This window comes from Microvirga soli, assembly GCF_016734765.1.
In the GTDB taxonomy this organism is placed as follows: domain Bacteria; phylum Pseudomonadota; class Alphaproteobacteria; order Rhizobiales; family Beijerinckiaceae; genus Microvirga; species Microvirga soli.
In genome coordinates, this window is the sequence record NZ_JAERQE010000019.1 from 21302 (window position 1) to 38732 (window position 17431).

The following is a 17431-nucleotide window of genomic DNA, read 5'->3' on the forward strand; positions in this document are numbered from 1 at the left end:
GGTTCCCATGAAGCAAAGCATGAAAAACCGGTTTATTCCTCCGACATCTGCTTGGCTCACGCTTGCCGTCTTCGTGCTCTTTGCACTTGCTGTCCCCCGTTTTGCAACCTTCGGCAATATAGAGAACGTCTTACGCATCGCCTCTATTCTCTGCATCGTGGCATGTGGCCAAGCGATTGTGCTCATCCTTGGTGGGATCGAATTTTCCTTCGGATCGTCCGTCGCACTTGCGAGCATCATGACGGTCCTGATGCTACCCGACCTCGGAGTTGCTGGAGGTTTTGCCGCGGGAGCGGGCGTCATTTTGCTCGTTGGTGCTTTGAATGGAGCGCTCATTGCACGTTTTGATCTCCCACCCTTTCTAGTCACACTGGGTATGCTTATGGCCGTGGCCGGCTTTGCTGCAACGTTAGCCGGCGGGCTTCCGATTGACGCTCCCCTCACCGACGCCTTCACCTGGCCCGCGCGTGGTCGCGTTGGCGGTGTGCCTGTGCCGATCATCGCCGCGGTCCTGAGCCTCATTGCTCTCTATGGACTTCTTACCCACACCCACATAGGTCGCCTCTGGTATCTCGTAGGAGCGAATTCCGAAGCTGCGAGATTGTCAGGGATCAGGGTCAGGCTTACCATTTTCGCGGGCTACATCGTTGCCTCAGGGTTCTGTGCGTTAGCATCCGTTATCCTGACAAGCCGTGTTGGATCAGGCCAGCCGGGCCTTGCTCCCAATCTGCCCTTCGAAACCATCGCGGCCTGCGCCATCGGAGGTATCCCGCTCTCGGGAGGGCAGGGGCGCGCCTCACAGGTCCTCTGCGGCGTGCTGATCATCGCCATGATGAACAATGCAGTCGTTCTGCTGAACCTCCCTGTCGCCTACCAGCAGCTCATGATGGCAGCTGTCATTCTTGGAACAGTTGTTTTGCAAAGAGCGTCCGCTCCAATCCAAGTGATGTGGCATCTCCTCGCCAGAAGAGGCGGGTCACAATGAGAGTTCATGCCCCGGTCCTTCGCTCCGGCGGACGTTTCCTTGTGGCACCCTTATGTCTTGGGATTGGGGTCGTCGCATTTGCGACCACCGCACCCGAGTTTCTCAGCACAGGCAATCTTCAGAGCATTGTCGCCCAGATGTGGATTCTGGGGCTCTTGGCCGTCGGTCAGATGTTCGCCATCGCGTCCCGCGGCTTTGATATTTCAGTGGGTGCGACGGTTGCACTATCGAGCACCATCGCTGCGCTTGGCGCCAATTTCTTCGGCTTACCAGGTCTCTTCCTCGGTCCCTTAGCCGGTCTTGGCGTTGGAACGTTGAACGGGGTTCTCATTGGGTTCGTCGGCGTCCAGCCGATTGTTGCCACCCTGGGAATGTTGGTCGGGGTTCGCGGCCTCTCGCTGCTGCTCACGGACGACGGGCAGGTTGTGCCGCTCAATGACACAGCCACAGCCGCTCGGCTGGCATTCGATCCGGTTCTTGGATTGCCGCCGGCCTATTGGGGAGCTGTTGCCTTCGTCGGGCTCGCTGCCTGGATTCTGAACCGCCTCGCAGTGGGACGGCGCATCCTCATGCTGGGCTCGAACCCTGACGCGGTTCATTTGGTCGGCATCAGCTATGCCCGCACGCAGATCCGAGCCTACCAACTCTGCGGTTTTTATGCCGGCCTTGCCGGTGTGCTGCTGACCGTTCGGGCGGGAACCGGTCTCCCAACCGAGGGAACGGGCATGGAGTTACAATCCATTGCGGCAGCTGTAATTGGCGGAACCGCGCTGTCAGGCGGAGTCGCCCGCGTGTCCTCCGTCGTGCTCGGAGCAGCTTTTGTTCAGGTTCTCCTCACCGGCCTGAACCTTCAGGGCGTCTCGCCCTTCGTTGCCCAGATCGCGGTTGGCCTGGTGATCATTGGCTCAGGCCTCCTCGAATATGCCGTCCGGTACTTCGCCCCAGTCAACTCAAGGAGTCGAACATGAGAAAGACGACGATAACGCTTCTCGGAGGCCTCAGCCTTCTTGCCTCGATCGCGACGATGGCAAGCACAGCCGTGGCTCAAGAAAAGACGATTGGTGTAGCTGTTCCCAATCTTGCCTCGTCCTTCTGGATTTCTGCCGTGTATGGAATCGAGGACGAAGCAAAGAAATCTGGGACCAAGGTGCTCAAGCTGAACGCCGGTGGCGACGCCAATTCGAGTCAGCAGATCGCCCAGATTCAGGACCTGATGCAGCGCAAGGCCGACGCAATCATCGTCGGGGCGACGAACGGAGACGCGGTGAAAGCAGTTGTCGAGCAGGCGATTGAGCGAGGAATTTCCGTCGTTGGAATTTCGTCCCCGCCAAACACACCAAAGCTCGCCTCGACCGTCAGTGCAGATCACTACGACATGGGCAAGCTCCAGGCTCAGTGCCTTTCAAAGGCGCTCGGGAACAAAGGCAATGTCGCGATGATGGCTGGCCCGACTGGACAGGCCTGGTCAGATCAACGCGCAAAAGGATTCAAAGATACCCTGTCCAAGGAGGCGCCGGACATGAAAATAGTGGCCGAGTCTCGTCTTGCGGACAATCGCAATGCAGCACTCACAACTGCAGAAGACTGGACGCAGCGGTTTCCTGATCTGAACGGCGTTTATGCCGCAACGGATGACATGGCGGCTGGCGTGGTCTCCGCGCTGAAGTCGGCTGGAAAGCTGAAGGGCGTCAGGGTCTCAGCTTCCAACCTGAGCCCGACGGCGCAACAACTCCTCAAGGACAGTGAGCTGGTCTGTACGTCGATCCAGCAAGTCGTGGCGCAGGGCCGCGCCGCGTTGAAGCAGGCCGTGGCCGCAGCCAACAAGCAGCCTGTCGAAAAGGAAGTGGTGCTACCGGCGCTCCTGGTCACTTCGGACAACCTGTCCTCCGTCGACTTGAGCAACGTCGTTGCGCCGAGCGATTACCGTCCCTAATCTATAGCGAGGCAACAATGCTTCCTTCGCACGGTCGTTTCCCATACTCAGGAATCGTCAACCGCCCGGCCTTCACATGGCCGGGTGACAAGAGGCTGGCCGTCTATTTCGCGCTCTGTGTGGAGCACTTCTCTTATGGGACTGGGCTCGGCCTGCCATATTCACCAGGCTTAAGCCACCCCAACACCTACAACTGGGCGTGGCGCGAGTACGGTAATCGCGTCGGGGGCTGGCGACTCATTGAGCTTTTCGAAGAGTACCAGCTGCCGATCACCGTTCTCCTGAACACCGAATGCTATGACCATTGTCCGGAACTTGTCGCCGCACATCGCAAGCGCGGCGACGAGATCGTCGCTCATGGCCGCACGAACTCAGAACACCAGAATGGAATGTCTCCTGAGGCGGAGGCGGGCCTCATTCAAGAGGCGACAGATGCGATCAGGAAGCACGAAGAGAAGCCGCCACGCGGTTGGATGAGTCCTGGTGCCCATCCCAGCGCCAACACCGAGGATCTCCTCGCTGAGGCCGGCTACGCTTATACGCTTGATTGGCCGATGGATGATCAGCCTGTCTGGATGCAGACCCGTGGAGGACCGCTTCTGAGCGTCCCCTACCCACATGAGGTGAATGACGTCCCGATGATCGTCATGCACGATGGTACTGCCCCAGCATTCGCTGACATGGCGATCGATAACTTCGACGAGTTGCTGGCACAATCAAAGCACCAGTCCCTCGTCTACGGCATCACCATTCACACGTTCATCATCGGACAGCCGTTCCGAATCAAACAGTTCCGCCGTGTCCTCGAGCACTTGGCACAACACAAGGACGAGGTCTGGTTCACAACGTCGGGGCAGATCGCCGATCACTACGCATCGCGGTTTCCACCACCCGGCAGCGATCACTAGAGGGCTTAGATCATGAGCACAGTTTCGAACGCAGCGGCACGTCCGTCGCTGCGGGTGGCAGTCGCCGGCCTAGGTGCAGTGGGCCAAAAGATTGCACAGGTTCTCGACGAAGGCTTGCCAGGTTGCAAGCTCGCGGCGGTCTCGGCCAATGATCGCAAGAGAGCCGAGGAGCGGTTGTCCCAACTCAAGCAGCGGGTGCCGGTGGTTGCCATCGAGGAGCTCGAGCCCCTCGCCGACGTCGTTGTCGAGTGTGCACCTGCGCAGCTCTTGCCCACTATAGCGGAGCCGTTTCTGAAGGCAGGCAAGACTGTGATCGTGCTAAGTGCTGGTGCGATCCTGTCTCACGAAGCCTTAGTTGAGGTGGCGCGGGAGCACGGGGGGCAGATCATCGTACCAACGGGTGCCCTAATCGGACTCGATGCTGTTACGGCTGCGGCTGAGGGCACCATTCACTCAGTCCGGATGATCACACGCAAGCCCGTGAAAGGACTGGTTGGAGCACCCTATCTCGTTCAGAACAATATCGAGATTGAACATATCAGAGAGCCGGTCCGGGTATTCAATGGCACTCCGCGAGAAGCCGCTATTGGTTTTCCGGCCAATTTGAACGTGGCTGTCGCACTGTCGCTCGCGGGGATCGGCCCTGATCGGACGACGCTGGAGATCTGGGCAGATCCGTCGCTTAAGCGCAATACGCACCGCATCGAGGTGGACTCGGACTCAGCGAGTTTTTCGATGTCGATTGAGAATATACCATCAGATAACCCGAAGACAGGGCGGATTACAGCCCTCTCCGTTATCGCATGCCTCCGGAAGATGAGGGCCCCTCTGCGAGTAGGCTCATAGTCAGCGCCTGAAACCCTTTCACCAGTACCGACGGCTCAACCCCGGGTTGTCGATCTACTGCGACATCCAGAGCTATTCAAAGAGGAAATGCCATGATGGATTCGATCGCCCCGACAATCGATCATCAGAAGAAAGAGGAGATTCGCCTCCGCTTTCTCAAGGTCGACACCTCTAATGTCGCCGATGTTCTCGACAATTTGGGCTATCCAAATCAAGGACTGGCAGCAGAGTTCTCACCTTTCCCAGCGACCAGCGGTCGCCTGGCGGGCTGGGCATATACAATTCGGGGTCAGATGACGCCGTTTCCGCTCGGCGGAGATCCAGAAAAGATGAAGGCTTGCCAGGGCATCTCGCCTGGCGAGGTTACTGTCTGGAGCGGTGACGGGGAGGGTATCTGCTATTTCGGAGAACTCATCGCCATCGGGATGAAGGAACGTGGCTGCGTGGGATCTCTCGTCGACGGAGGTATTCGGGATGTCCGCTGGATCGGCCAGCATGAATTTCCCGTCTTTGCGAGATACAGAACACCGATTCAGTCCATTGGACGTTGGAAGGTCAATGCGTGGCAGACTCCCGTGTTTTTACGGGGCGCAACGACCAGCCTTGTGAAGATTGAGCCAGGTGATTTCATCCTCGGCGATGAGGATGGCGTCCTTACCATCCCGGCTGCGATTGTCGAACATGTCCTTGAAGAGGCAGAGAGGCTAACCAGTACAGAGGTCTCGATTCGGGCAGAGCTATCCGCGGGGATGACGCTCGCAGAGGCACTCAAGAAGTTTGGTCATGTCTGATCGTGCGACGGGAGAACTCTTAAGCATGTCACAGGATCAAGTTTCGGCGCGGCTCACTGAGCGTGGACTGTCGGTGACGAACGACGAGGTGAAAGCGGTTACCACTGACCTTGGCCGCATATCTGCTATGATGGAGCGTCTTGAGCCGACACTTAAGGCAAGCGACGATACGAACGCTTTCGGTCGGATGCTCGAGACGTTCTCTAGGCCTCAAGTCTCAAGCTCCTCCGCGTGGATGGAGTGGGAAGCCAATCGAGATGGACCGGTTCCTGCAACGGATCGTGCCCTAGAAAGAGCCGCTGATACTGCCCATCAGCTCAACTGCTTCATCGAGATTTTCCCGAGAAAAGCAGAACAGCTCGCAAGGCGTCTTCACGAGGAGAACCACAGCACGCAATACCCACTTTATGGCATCCCATTCGCTTATAAGGATGTGCTTTCTACGGCGGACCGGCATCCAACAGCGGGAGTCGGGCAGGGCTACCAGTGGGAAAGCCAATCGCACAGTGTGGCGCTGATGCGGCTTGTAGACGCTGGCGCGATTCCGATTGGGGCGCTTAATCTCGACCCACATTGTTACACAGCTACTGGCTTCAACTCATATCATGGTCGAGTTCTAAATCCGCACGGCCCTGCCTACGCTGTCGGCGGATCGTCGAGCGGTGCCGCTGCCGCAGTTGCCGCAGGGATCGTGCCTTTCGCTCTTGGAACTGACACTGGTGGCTCAGTCCGAATTCCAGCCTCTCTGTGCGGTGTTTATGGACTGAAGCCAACGCACGGCCTCATCCAAGATCCCGGGGTCGTGCCGCTCTCTGCGTCTCACGATACGATCGGAATCCTTGCCGAAAGTCCTGCTCGCATAGGGCGAGTTCTGGGCGTTATCTCCGATTGGCCGCGAGACGCCACCGCGAAGGTGGAGGATAAGGGGCAATCCCATCCGCGACATAGCCTTGGAGTGACGCTGGAAGGTGTTAAGATTGGAACGAACACCGCCGAGCTGCTCGCCGGCATGGACGATGCTGTTACAGGAGCGTTTCGTAGAACGTGCGATGCATTGGTGAGCTTGGGCGCGGAGTTGGTGGAAATACCATTCCCATCGATTGACGACCTCAATGCCTGCGCCTCAATCATAACATCCTATGAGGCGGATGCCGTTCACGGCGACGCCCTCGCCCGCCACCCTGAATACTATCCTCCTTCTGTTCGACGGCGCTTGTTGACAGCAGCCTGCGTCAGGAGGGAGGATTATCAGAGCGTGCTTCGGCTGAGAGGTAAGTATCTGGCCGAGGTTCTTGCCCAAGCGCTCAGCGATGCAGACATCCTTGTCTGTCCCACAATCCGCATCAGCGCTCCTAGGGTCGATCACATTCCTGACGATGCCGAAGCAGGAGGGGCTTTGAGCCTAGAGTTCCTGAGGATGAATCGCCCTTTCAGCTTCTTGGGTCTGCCATCGCTTTCAATCCCCGTGGGCGTTGATGCAAACAATATCCCAATAGGCTTACAGGTCATCGGCCGTCCATTTTCCGATTACGATCTGCTGGCGCTGGCAGAAACTATGCGTCAGAGCCTCGACTAGGACCTGGCAGTCTCAATCTGTTCTGACGTAACCGGGATCCCGGACTAAGCGCAGTAAGTGCCTCATGCATGTTTACAGATGTGGGTCGCTGCTGTGCGCTGGCCTCCAGCGTCATGAGTGCAGGCGGCCCTCAGCCCAGCCTTTGAGACCTAAAGGTCAACTGGTTGGCCGACACCGTGGGAAATAGCAGGAGGCAGTCGTTGGCGACTGCACTCCCGCAAAGATCATTTGTAGATGCGTCTTACGGCAGGCTCCGGCGCATGACCCTAGCGAGCCGCTGCGAAAATGCTCTCGCGTCGGCTGGCAGCTCACCATCCAAGATTGGTGCCTCGTCCAGCAGGAGATGGGCCGCGTCTTCTCGCAGGGTTTGTTCGACATCTCCTAGATCTGCCAGGGCGACAATGAGGTCATGGCGCGGGTTGATCTCAAGGATTGGTCTTGCTGCCGATCCTAACTATCCTGCTCGAGCCAGGAGCCGCTCCAGTTACCGGTCCATGCCAGTCTCGGGTGCCACCAGGCGGACAGCGCTTTCTGTATCGTCGATCCTGCCAAGGTCGTGCGCACGGCTCTGCAGAATGCAGCGTCCTTGGCTGGCCTGCTGGTCACCACCGAGGCCATGGTTGCCGAGGCTCCGAAGAAGGAATCCGGACCGGCCATGCCAGGTGGTGGTATGGGCAGCGGCATGGGTGGCATGGCCTTCTAAGTCCTGCTCCTATCATCCCACTGGAAAGCCATCGGATCACTCCGGGGCCTTTTTCACTGGTGCAGAAGCGAACGTACGAGCACCGAGATCTTGACGAGCGAGTTCCCGCGCGATCACAAGTCCGACGACATCTGTGCCGAGGACGATCACATCGAGGTGGTCCATAGAGTTCGATCCGTCGTGTTGAACGATCTATGATGCCGGCGCGTCACAAATGAATTGGCCGCTCACTACATCAAATCCAGTGGCCGGCGGCGTGTTGATGGCGCAGGCCTCCGGCCGGGCTCGCGCGAGGAGGCGGCCGTGCCCACCTGCAGCGAGTCGCTCACCCTCGCGACAAACAACTGTGCCGCGCGCCATCGTCATCACAGGCATGCCTGTCACATGGCGTCCCTCATAGGGTGTCCAGCCAAGGCCGTCGTGCAAGGCCTCGGGAGTGATCCTAATCTGCTTCTTGGGGTCCCAGATGACAAGATCGGCGTCAGCGCCTGGGGCGATGACACCCTTGCGGCCCGCGAGGCCATAAAGGCGCGCGGGCTCGGTGGCCGTCACCTCGACGAACCGCTCGATTGATAGACGTCCAGTCCCGACGCCCTCCGAGAAAATGAGGGGAAGCCGAAGCTCCAAGCCGGGCATGCCGTATTGGACTCGGTTGAAGGCGGTGTCAGGACCATCTCTCAGCTTGCCGTCCGGACCCTCCATCACGAAGGCAGAGTGATCCGAGGACAGGATCGACAGTGTGCCATCATTTAGGGCCGACCACAGCGCGTCCTGACTCGCCCTGTCGCGCAGTGGAGGGCTGCAGCAGAACTTGGCAGCTTCGAAGGACGGCCGGTCGAGGGCCTCGCGTGTCAAGACCAGATACTGAGGGCAGGTTTCAGCATAGATGGGGAAGCCGCGCCTCCTGGCCCAGCGGACCTGTTCAACCGCTTCCGCGCTGGACATATGAACGAGCACGATTGGAATGTTGACAAGCTCTGCTAAGGAGACGGCATGGTGCACCGCGTCGCGCTCCGCCAGCCTGGGTCGCGCATCGGCCAGATGGCGGATCTGGTCGTAACCCGATGCCAGGAGCTTTTCGGTGAACCACGCAATCATGTCGTGGCTCTCTGCATGGATGAGCGGCATCGCCCCCTCGCGTCGGACTGCTGTCAGAACGTCGAGCGCCGCCCGGTCGTCGAGACGAAGGGCATCGTAGGTGAGATAGATCTTCACCGACGTGAAGCCCTCATTCACGAGCGCAGGTAGATCAACGTCCAGCGTCTGCTGCGAGGCATCCGTCACTATCAGGTGGAAGCCATAGTCGAGCACCGACTTGCCTTGTGCACGGGTCTTGTACTCCTCGACCACGTGACGGAGGCTCTGGCCCCTGTGCTGGGCTGCGAAGGAGATCAGCGTCGTGGTTCCACCAAAGGCTGCCGCGACACTCGCCCCCTCGAAATCATCCGCGGTACGGGCCCCGCTTGAGACCATTTGGTCGATGTGGCAGTGGGCATCCACACCACCAGGGAGAACGAGAAGACCGCTCGCATCGATTACCTCGGCCGTAGCCGAGAGCCCTGAGCCTAGCACCGCGATCTGCCCGTCGCGGATGCCAATATCCGTTTCCGCAGTACCCCTTGGAGTCACGACTCGCCCGCCGCGGATCACTTTGTCGAAGGATTGCGTGCTCATAAGGATCTCGGCCTCCGCCGCTAAAAGGTCAGGCTGAATGCATAACGGTCTTGTTCTGCATCCGGGATACCAGGCGCACGAACGGCCAGAACATGAGGAAGTACACGATGGCCGCCGCCACGAGCGGGGTCGGGTTGTAGAGGAGACCTTGCGCGATTTGTGCCGAGCGCAGCAACTCCTGCAGCGCCACCGCAGACGCAATAGAAGTCTGCTTGACGAGCTCTACCGTGTTGCTGACCAGATCCGGCAGCACGTTGCGTGTCCCCTGCGGTGCGACAACATATGTAATGCTTTGGAGCCAGCTGAGACCTGTCGATCGGGCGGCTTCCCGCTGGCCCTTCGGTACGGATTCAAGACCCGCTCGGAAAATTTCGGCGAAATAGCTTGAGCCGTTTAGCGTCAGAGCGAGAACGGCTGCCGAGAATTCCCCAAGGTTAAGTCCGAGGAACGGAAGGCCGAAGAAAATAAAAATCAGTAGGACGAGAGGCGGGATTGCCCGCAGCGTGTCGACATAGGCAACGAGCACCATGCGTAGTGGGGTGCTGCGCAGATCTTGCGCCACTGCGATGACAAGACCGATGACAATGGACAGCGGCACCGCAACTGCCGCCAAGGCAAGGGTCAGCCACAGTCCCTCGACGAGAAGGGGCCAGACTTCCCGGAGAACGTCGAGATTGAAGAAGGTGGTGACGAGCTCGCTCATTATGACCTCGGATGGGCGTAGGCCTGCTCAAGCCAGCGTGTGAAGCGCACGAAGGGCAAGAACAGAGCGAGAAAGAGAAGCGCGCCAACCGTCAAGGCAGTCGGATTTGCAACGTTAGACTGGATGCTCGATGTGACACTAAGCAGTTCTGGAACAGCAATGACTGAGCCGAGCGTGGTGCCCTTGCTAATGCCGATGGCGCGGTTGGTGAGGGGCGGAATGGATATCCGCACTACTTGAGGCAAGATGATATAGGCAAGCGTCTGGGTGAATCCTAAGCCTGTCGAGCGACCTGCCTCCCATTGCCCTTTATGGACTGCGTTGATGCCGGCCCAGAAGATCTCTTCCGCGAATGCCGACAGAACGATCGCAAGAGCGACCACAGTGGCGGTGAACGGGTCTAGGATGAGTCCCAGATGGGGCAGCGCGAAATAGGCGAGCACGATCAGCACAAGCTGCGGAATCGAACGAAAGAAGTCGATATAGAAGATGATCAGCGCGTTCAGTGGTTTGATGCCGTAGAGCCGGATGATAGCGATCAGGAGCCCGAGCGGAATCCCGATCACGACCGTCAGCACTGACATCTCGACCGTGATGAGAAACCCCTTGAGAATATCCGGCCAGTAATCCGCCATCAGCGGAAAGTCGAAGAAGTATCGAACGATTTGATCCATCGGCTGCCGTCAGGACTTTGTACGAGTGACGAATTCGCGAATGCGGGGGTTCTGCGGCGAAACCAGGATCTCCTCCGGCGTGCCTTGCGCCAGCACCGACCCGTGATCCATGAAGACCACCCGATCTGCCACGTCCCGAGCAAACTGCATCTCATGCGTGACCACGATCATGGTCATACCCAACTCTTTCGTGCGCACCATTACGTTGAGCACTTCGCCGACCAGCTCTGGATCCAGAGCAGAGGTTGGCTCGTCGAAGAGCATCACCTGCGGTTCGAGCGCCATGGCACGGGCGATACCCACGCGTTGCTGTTGGCCGCCCGAGAGCTGAGCTGGGTAGGAGTCCGCCTTATGTGCGAGGCCTACGAGCTCAAGGTGCTTGAGGGCCTTCGCATCCGCCTCGGCCTTGGAAAGACCAATGACCTTGCGCAGAGCTAGCGTCACGTTACCAAGTGCCGTCTTGTGCGGGTAGAGATTGATGCTCTGGAACACCATGCCGATACGCCGTCGCAGAGCGTTAAGGTCCACGTTCTTGCCCGTAGCCTCGTGCCCACCGACAACGATGCGTCCACTGGTTGGCTCCTCGAGGCGATTGATGCATCGCAGGCAGGTGCTCTTGCCCGAGCCGGACGAGCCGACGATAACGACGGCGTCGCCCTTCTTGACTTTGAGGTCGATGCCGCGAAGAACTTCCACGGCACCATACGATTTACGGAGCCCATCGATGACGACGATGTCGCCGTCACCGTTGGGGCCGATGCTGTCTTGTGCAATCATCACTGGCAGGACGTCTTGCGCTCGGTAGCATCGTAGCCCTCGAAGTCGGGCGCTCCCGTGCCGGGATAGACCTTCACGGTGGAGGACCCTTCCTCCGGCGCCACACCGAACCATTTCTCATGGATTTTGGCGAGGGTACCGTCCGTCTTCAGGCACTCGACAGCTTCTTCGACCTTGGCACGGAAAGCCGTATCTTCCTTACGAAAGGCGATGCCGAAGTTCCGGCCGCTGTCGAGAACGAAAGGAACCTCGGTATTGGGAACCTGAGTCGAGACGTAGCGCGAGACGGGAGCATCTGCGACATTCGCGAACGCGCGGCCGATCATAACTGCCTGCACGGCATCCGCATTCTTGTTGTAGCGCTGGATTGAATAGCCGTATTTTGCCTCATTGTCCGTGAGCCACTTGTCCGAGACGCTGCCGTTATTGACAGTGAGTTCCTTACCCTTCAAATCTTCAAGGTTGGCGACCTTGGCGCCTTTCTTGGTCAGGAAGCCCATCCCGGTCGGCATGTAGGGTTCGCTGAACAACATCTGGGCCGCACGTTCGGCGGTGATGTTTGTCGGCGCCGGGATCATCTCGTAACGCTTTGAGAACAGGCCTGCAAAGATTGCCGAAAAGTTGCTATCGGTTACATCGATGCCTGGACGACCGAGCTTCTTCGCGATGGCATCCGCGAAATCATAAGTGAAGCCGGTGATCTCGCCTGAGGCCTTCTTGAAGCAGAACGGAGCGAAACCGAGGTCACATGCGATCTTCAGCTTTTCGTTCTGCGGGTGATCGGCATCCTGTGCTAGGGCGGGAGTTGTGAGCAGAGCGGCGAGAGCCAGGCCTTGGGCTGCAGCGCGCATTCCCTTCATCGACGAAATCCACATATCCTCTGTTCCCTTATAATTTTTGATGGAAAAAGCCCATCCATAGATCAGCGTATCAGCAGTGACCCATTCCTTGCCCATGCTATATTATGGCCAGGGCATAACGTTATGTTAAGTAACAATGTTCAAGTCACCATTGGATTTCGATGCACGTTCGCCTGCGAGGCCGTACAAGATTTTCGCGAATGCCTGAGCGACGCGCGACAGAGGTTCCAAGCGCGATTTCAGAAGGTGAATGTGCATCCGTGTGTGCGGCAGGAACGGCCGCGTCTCGATCTTGGGCCACGTACCGCCGCGGATCACGAATTCATCCACGATACCGACACCGGCTCCGGCCTGGACCAGGGAGCAGGCCACGGGCGTGAACCGCACGACAGTGTCAAACCGAAGCGATGCGCCACTTGCCGCAAGGGCGTTCTCGACATGGAGGCCATAGGGAGTTTGCGGGCCATAGCCGATTAGAGAATAAGGCGCGAGATCAGCAGGGGTAATCACGGATATCTGAGCAAGCTCATGGCCACGCGGGACGATGACCCTGAGGCTTCCCTCAAGGATGGTTGTATCCACAATGGTTGGCTCATCGACCGGTAGGACTGAAAGGGCTAAATCCACCCGGTTTGCGCTGACACGGGCTACAAGCTCCGGCAGGGTTAGAATCTCGAACTCGACCCGCACATCAGGAAAGTGGTGCCGGAAGAGGCAGATAGCCTCAGGCACGAAAGCCTGGCCGACGCTTGGGCTCGCGACAACATGCATGCCGCCTGTACCACGCTCACGCAACTCCTGCGCCAGGTTGTTGACCCGAAGCACGCCCTGGTGGACTTGATCCACTTCCGCAAAAAGGCGCTTGGCCTCGGGGGTTGGCTGGACGCGGCCTTTTACGCGCTCAAAGAGCTTCAGGCCGAGACGATCTTCCGTATATGCGAGCAACCGGCTGATCGCGGGTTGCGATACCGCCAAAAGGCGAGCCGCACCGCTAATCGAGCCTGTCACCATAACAGCGCGGAACACCTCGATCTGACGTAGATTGAAGCGCATAGAGATAACATCCGGTTATGACCTGACGCAGAAATAGCATGTTCCTGATGGGATAACACCCACTATGGTCTCTTATGGACCGGTACGTCGCGGCATGTCGCGTCGGCGAGGGGGGGACATGAGACGAATTCTGACCATGGGCGATGTTGAGGCGGCGATCGCCGGGGGATCGATCTTTGCGGCAGGGGGAGGCGGCTGGCCGGATCATGGCCGCATGCTGGGCCAGGCCGCGGTCATGACAGGCCAGCCTGAGCTCGTCACCCTGGACGAGGTTCCCGACGACGCCATCATCGCAACAGCGGCTGCCATTGGAGCCCCGGCAGGAACAACCGATTGGCAGATGCTCGGGATCGACTACGTGCGTGCCGTCGAGCTGCTGCAGGACGCGCTCGGCAAGCCGGTCTACGGGCTGATGATTGGTCAAAACGGTATGTCGAGCACGCTGAATGCTTGGCTGCCCGGTGCGGTTCTAGGCACAAAGGTCATTGATGCAGTGGGCGATATCCGGGCGCATCCTACAGGCGACATGGGATCGATCGGGCTTGCCAGCAGCCCTGAAGCGACGATCCAGACGGCGGCGGGCGGGAACCGGTCCCAGAACGCTTACATCGAGCTTGTGGTCCGCGGCACGACTGCGAAGGTCTCGCCGATCCTGCGCACAGCCTCCGACATGTCTGGAGGCTTCATTGCTTCCTGCCGCAACCCCGTTCCTGCCTCCTACGTGCGACAGCACGCGGCCCTGGGTGGTATCTCGATGGCGTTGGCGCTGGGCGAGCGTATCTTGGCTGCAAGGCCGAAAGGCGGCCGCGCCGTCATCGATGCGATCTGCGACCAGACGTCGGGCGTGGTGGTCGGCCAAGGCAAAGTCATCCGGAAATCCATCGAATATACCCGGCAGGCCTTCGATGTCGGTACCATTCAGATCGGTGAGGGGAAGAGTGCCCGTATTCTGCACGTGATGAATGAATATATGGCTGTGACCGACCTCGAAGGGCAGCGTGTCGCAACCTATCCGGACGTCATCACCACGCTCAACCACGACGGCACGCCGATCAGCGTCGGCCATGTACGGGAAAGCATGGAACTCGCCATCCTGCGCATTGTGAAAAGTCATATCCCGCTCAGCGCCAGCGTGTCGGATCCCAGCGTGTACCCCGTCGTCGAGGAGGCTTTGGGTCTCGACTTGACGAGCTATGCTCTGGGCCGGAACCGCACCGAGTTGTCCCACGGCAAGGAATAACACGCTGTTATGAAGCATGCCAGAATAAGCATGATCGGTTTTGAACGGCTGTCGATATGCTTGCCGCATGAAACGTCGGCTTTGTCCGCCACTCTCGAACAAGTAGGTTCTCATGAGCGATTTTGATCTTGTCCTTCGCGGCAACGTAGTTCTGTCAGACCGGATCATCGAAGACGGCTATGTCGCCGTTTCGGGTGGAAAAGTGGCAGCCGTCGGCACAGGCACGCCGCCCTCGGCTCGCGAGTCTCAGGATTTCCGTGGTCAATGGATCATTCCCGGCGTTATCGACGGGCAGGTTCATTCCGGCAGCCAAGCCAACCACGAAGGCATTGGCATGTGCTCGCGCGCCGCGGCAGCAGGCGGTGTGACGGTCATGGTCGACATGCCCTACGACGAGCCGGAGCCGGTTACGAGCTCAACCCTGTTCAACGAAAAGGTCGCCACGGTCCAACGTGACGCCCACGTCGATGTGGCGCTCTATGCCACGATTACGGTTGAGAATGGCCTTGATGCGATCCCGGGTCTCGTTGATGCGGGCGCATGCGCGTTCAAGTTCTCGACATTCGAGGCTAATCCGACCCGTTTCCCGCGAATTGGCGACGACACGATCCACGAGGCCTTCAGGCGCCTTGCCCCGACGGGCCTGCTCTGCGGTGTCCATAACCAGGATCAGGAGATGACGAGGCGCAACATCGCCCGGCTCGTCGAGGCCGGCGACACTGGGCCCGATGCCTTTGGCCGCGCGCACACGCCGCTGATCGAGAACCTCGCCACCGCCCGCATCTACGAGATCGGCGCGGAGACAGGCGCGCGCGCCCACGCAGTCCATGTTTCGACCTCGCGTGGCTTCGAAATCGCCAACATGTACAAGCGCGCCGGCTACAAGGCCTCTATCGAGAGCTGCGTGCAATATCTGATGCTGAACGAAGAGGAGCATGTCCGGCGCTTTGGCGCGAAGGTGAAGCATTACCCGCCGATCCGCCCAAAGGCCGAAACGGAGCTCCTCTGGAGCCATATCGCTGCGGGACATTGCGACTTCGTCTCCTCCGACCACGTCTCATGGGGACTCGAGAAGAAGGGAGATCCGAACATCTTCAAGAACACCTCGGGCGGCCCGGGCATCGAAACCCTGCTGCCGGCCTTCTGGACGGGCTGTGAGGAACACGGCATCTCACCGACCATGGCGGTCAAGCAACTCTGCGAGGGACCGGCGAAGGCTTTCCTCCTGGCCGACAAGGGGCGCCTCGAAGCCGGAGCCGATGCGGATATCGTCGTGCTGGAGCCCGGCCGCTTCCCGTTCGATCCATCGAAGAGCCTCTCCGCCGTCAAGTGGAGCTCCTTCGAGGGCCGTGAGTTCACCGTCCGCGTAGCGGCGACTTATGTGCGCGGCGCACTCGCCTGGGACGGATCGGCGATCCGCAACAACGCCGGGGACGGCCGCTTCCTCCGTCCGGCAGCGTGACGGCCGTGGCCATCGACGCCAATCGCCTCTGGGAACGCATCGAGGCCCTGTCGCGGATCACCGATCCCGACCGCCCGTGGACGCGCCGCTCCTTCTCGCCACTCTTCCTAAAGGGGCGGGAATGGCTCGTCAGCGAGTTCCGTGCTGGCGGGCTCGAGACGACGGTCGATGCCGCTGGAAACCTCGTCGGCCGGCTCGACGGATCCGATCCGCACCTGAAGCCGATCGTCATCGGTTCCCACTCCGACACGGTGCCCTCGGGCGGCCGTTACGACGGCATCCTCGGTGTGCTCGCCGGTCTCGAAGTTGCACAGAGCCTCGTCGAACGTGGCGAGCGTCTGCGCCATCCGCTGGAGATCTACGATTTCCTGGCCGAGGAGCCGAGCGAGTTCGGTCTGTCTTGTATCGGCAGCAGGGCTTTGGCCGGGATGCTGTCTGCCAGCATGCTGGATCTCAGGCGGCCTGACGGCATGTCATTGAGAGAGGGCTTGGCCTATGTCGGCGGAGATCCCGAAAGCCTCGCTTCCGTCAAGCGTTCCCCCGACGGCACGGCCGCCTATGTGGAAGTGCATATCGAACAGGGGCGTGTGCTTGAGCAGGAGGGCACCGCCATCGGGATCGTCACGGATATCGTTGGCATTCACCGGGAGCGCATCACGGTCAAGGGGCGTGCCGATCATGCGGGCGCAACGCCGATGCCTCTGCGGGCAGATGCATTGGTCGGTGCCGCTCACATCGTAGGGACTGTATATGCCCGCGCGCTGGCGGACAGCAACAAGCCCCTCGTCGCTACCATCGGAAAGCTGGATGTTCTTCCGAACGCGGCCAACGCGGTGCCGGGCGAAGTCGAAATGGTTCTTGAAGTGCGGTGCGGCGACGAAGCCGCGACCCGCACCTTCGGCAAGACATTGATCGAGGAGGTTCGCCCTTCGCTGGAGGCACTGAGGCTTGAAGTTCAGGCAGAGCCTGTGAGCCATGCTTCGCCGACCCCCTGCGCTCCCGTCGTGCGGGATGCAATCAGGGCCGCTGCATCGTCTCTTGGATTGTCATCCCGGGACCTGCCGAGCGGCGCAGGGCACGACGGCGTCTTTGTCGCGCTGACCGGGCCGATTGGTATGATCTTCGTGCCTTGCCGCGACGGCCGCAGCCACGCGCCAGAGGAGTCGATCGAACCGCATCAGGCTGCCGACGGCGCCCGCGTCCTCTTCGAGACTGTGCGTCGGCTCGACGCAACCCTCGGGTGATG

The 17431-nt window shown here is 59.5% G+C and carries 16 protein-coding genes and 1 pseudogene; 11 read left to right on the forward strand and 6 right to left on the reverse strand.

What is annotated here, in order from left to right; translation table 11 throughout:
* Positions 1–19: 19 nt before the first annotated feature.
* From JKL45_RS16515 to groEL, 8 genes and pseudogenes are all read left to right on the forward strand, one after another.
* Positions 20–985 carry an ABC transporter permease gene (locus JKL45_RS16515; RefSeq protein ID WP_201862683.1) on the forward strand — a complete coding sequence of 322 codons (966 nt, stop codon included), beginning with the start codon at positions 20–22 and terminating at the stop codon, positions 983–985.
* Entirely contained in the window at positions 982–1953 is a 972-nt protein-coding gene (locus JKL45_RS16520) for an ABC transporter permease (RefSeq protein ID WP_201862684.1), read from the forward strand. The genes JKL45_RS16515 and JKL45_RS16520 overlap by 4 nt, the downstream gene beginning before the upstream one ends.
* Positions 1950–2918, forward strand: coding sequence for a TMAO reductase system protein TorT (locus JKL45_RS16525; protein WP_201862685.1), 969 nt, complete (start codon positions 1950–1952; stop codon positions 2916–2918). The genes JKL45_RS16520 and JKL45_RS16525 overlap by 4 nt, the downstream gene beginning before the upstream one ends.
* Before the next feature lie 17 nt (positions 2919–2935).
* Entirely contained in the window at positions 2936–3826 is an 891-nt protein-coding gene (locus JKL45_RS16530; RefSeq protein WP_201862686.1) for a polysaccharide deacetylase family protein, read from the forward strand.
* 12 nt (positions 3827–3838) lie between these two features.
* Positions 3839–4672, forward strand: a complete 834-nt coding sequence (locus tag JKL45_RS16535) for an aspartate dehydrogenase (protein ID WP_201862687.1) — start codon at positions 3839–3841, stop codon at positions 4670–4672.
* 92 nt (positions 4673–4764) lie between these two features.
* Positions 4765–5463, forward strand: coding sequence for an RraA family protein (locus JKL45_RS16540; protein WP_246498588.1), 699 nt, complete (start codon positions 4765–4767; stop codon positions 5461–5463).
* A gap of 25 nt (positions 5464–5488) precedes the next feature.
* The gene (locus tag JKL45_RS16545) at positions 5489–7039 is read left to right on the forward strand and encodes an amidase (protein WP_201862688.1); all 1551 of its coding nucleotides are present in this window, start codon (positions 5489–5491) and stop codon (positions 7037–7039) included.
* Between the two features lie 535 nt (positions 7040–7574).
* A pseudogene (gene groEL, locus JKL45_RS16550) lies at positions 7575–7742 on the forward strand (chaperonin GroEL); the annotation flags it as partial.
* A 192-nt stretch (positions 7743–7934) separates the two neighbouring features.
* On the opposite strand, the gene hydA reads toward groEL, so the two are convergent.
* From hydA to JKL45_RS16580, 6 genes are all read right to left on the reverse strand, one after another.
* A complete protein-coding gene (gene hydA / locus JKL45_RS16555) occupies positions 7935–9416 on the reverse strand; it encodes a dihydropyrimidinase (protein WP_201862689.1) in 1482 nt (493 codons plus the stop codon).
* A gap of 28 nt (positions 9417–9444) precedes the next feature.
* Positions 9445–10119 carry an amino acid ABC transporter permease gene (locus tag JKL45_RS16560; RefSeq protein WP_201862690.1) on the reverse strand — a complete coding sequence of 225 codons (675 nt, stop codon included), beginning with the start codon at positions 10117–10119 and terminating at the stop codon, positions 9445–9447.
* Positions 10119–10793: an amino acid ABC transporter permease gene (locus JKL45_RS16565; RefSeq protein ID WP_201862691.1), complete on the reverse strand. Its 675-nt coding sequence runs from the start codon at positions 10791–10793 to the stop codon at positions 10119–10121. The genes JKL45_RS16560 and JKL45_RS16565 overlap by 1 nt, the downstream gene beginning before the upstream one ends.
* Before the next feature lie 9 nt (positions 10794–10802).
* Positions 10803–11570 (reverse strand): amino acid ABC transporter ATP-binding protein, encoded by a 768-nt coding sequence (locus JKL45_RS16570; protein WP_210345803.1) that lies wholly within the window; start codon positions 11568–11570, stop codon positions 10803–10805.
* Positions 11570–12430, reverse strand: coding sequence for a substrate-binding periplasmic protein (locus tag JKL45_RS16575; RefSeq protein WP_246498592.1), 861 nt, complete (start codon positions 12428–12430; stop codon positions 11570–11572). The genes JKL45_RS16570 and JKL45_RS16575 overlap by 1 nt, the downstream gene beginning before the upstream one ends.
* A gap of 126 nt (positions 12431–12556) precedes the next feature.
* Positions 12557–13483 (reverse strand): LysR family transcriptional regulator, encoded by a 927-nt coding sequence (locus JKL45_RS16580; protein WP_201862692.1) that lies wholly within the window; start codon positions 13481–13483, stop codon positions 12557–12559.
* Positions 13484–13601: 118 nt separating this feature from the next.
* On the opposite strand from JKL45_RS16580, the gene ertC reads away from it, so the two are divergent.
* The 3 genes from ertC (at position 13602) to ertE (ending at position 17429) form a co-directional block, all read left to right on the forward strand.
* Entirely contained in the window at positions 13602–14723 is a 1122-nt protein-coding gene (gene ertC, locus JKL45_RS16585) for a thiohydantoin desulfurase (protein ID WP_201862693.1), read from the forward strand.
* A 112-nt stretch (positions 14724–14835) separates the two neighbouring features.
* Positions 14836–16185 carry a hydantoin-5-propionate amidohydrolase gene (gene ertD / locus JKL45_RS16590; protein WP_201862694.1) on the forward strand — a complete coding sequence of 450 codons (1350 nt, stop codon included), beginning with the start codon at positions 14836–14838 and terminating at the stop codon, positions 16183–16185.
* Positions 16186–16190: 5 nt separating this feature from the next.
* Positions 16191–17429, forward strand: coding sequence for an N-carbamyl-l-glutamate amidohydrolase ErtE (gene ertE, locus JKL45_RS16595; RefSeq protein ID WP_201862695.1), 1239 nt, complete (start codon positions 16191–16193; stop codon positions 17427–17429).
* The last annotated feature ends 2 nt before the right edge of the window (positions 17430–17431 follow it).

What these genes read in the sequence shown, in the direction of transcription:
- JKL45_RS16545 (WP_201862688.1), top strand. Translation starts at nt 5,489, where the DNA reads ATGTCACAGGATCAAGTTTCGGCGCGGCTCACTGAGCGTGGACTGTCG.
- ertD (WP_201862694.1), top strand. Translation starts at nt 14,836, where the DNA reads ATGAGCGATTTTGATCTTGTCCTTCGCGGCAACGTAGTTCTGTCAGAC.
- JKL45_RS16575 (WP_246498592.1), bottom strand. Translation starts at nt 12,430, where the DNA reads ATGAAGGGAATGCGCGCTGCAGCCCAAGGCCTGGCTCTCGCCGCTCTG.
- JKL45_RS16570 (WP_210345803.1), bottom strand. Translation starts at nt 11,570, where the DNA reads ATGATTGCACAAGACAGCATCGGCCCCAACGGTGACGGCGACATCGTC.
- JKL45_RS16530 (WP_201862686.1), top strand. Translation starts at nt 2,936, where the DNA reads ATGCTTCCTTCGCACGGTCGTTTCCCATACTCAGGAATCGTCAACCGC.
- JKL45_RS16515 (WP_201862683.1), top strand. Translation starts at nt 20, where the DNA reads ATGAAAAACCGGTTTATTCCTCCGACATCTGCTTGGCTCACGCTTGCC.
- JKL45_RS16540 (WP_246498588.1), top strand. Translation starts at nt 4,765, where the DNA reads ATGATGGATTCGATCGCCCCGACAATCGATCATCAGAAGAAAGAGGAG.
- JKL45_RS16565 (WP_201862691.1), bottom strand. Translation starts at nt 10,793, where the DNA reads ATGGATCAAATCGTTCGATACTTCTTCGACTTTCCGCTGATGGCGGAT.
- JKL45_RS16535 (WP_201862687.1), top strand. Translation starts at nt 3,839, where the DNA reads ATGAGCACAGTTTCGAACGCAGCGGCACGTCCGTCGCTGCGGGTGGCA.
- JKL45_RS16525 (WP_201862685.1), top strand. Translation starts at nt 1,950, where the DNA reads ATGAGAAAGACGACGATAACGCTTCTCGGAGGCCTCAGCCTTCTTGCC.
- hydA (WP_201862689.1), bottom strand. Translation starts at nt 9,416, where the DNA reads ATGAGCACGCAATCCTTCGACAAAGTGATCCGCGGCGGGCGAGTCGTG.
- JKL45_RS16560 (WP_201862690.1), bottom strand. Translation starts at nt 10,119, where the DNA reads ATGAGCGAGCTCGTCACCACCTTCTTCAATCTCGACGTTCTCCGGGAA.
- JKL45_RS16580 (WP_201862692.1), bottom strand. Translation starts at nt 13,483, where the DNA reads ATGCGCTTCAATCTACGTCAGATCGAGGTGTTCCGCGCTGTTATGGTG.
- ertC (WP_201862693.1), top strand. Translation starts at nt 13,602, where the DNA reads ATGAGACGAATTCTGACCATGGGCGATGTTGAGGCGGCGATCGCCGGG.
- JKL45_RS16520 (WP_201862684.1), top strand. Translation starts at nt 982, where the DNA reads ATGAGAGTTCATGCCCCGGTCCTTCGCTCCGGCGGACGTTTCCTTGTG.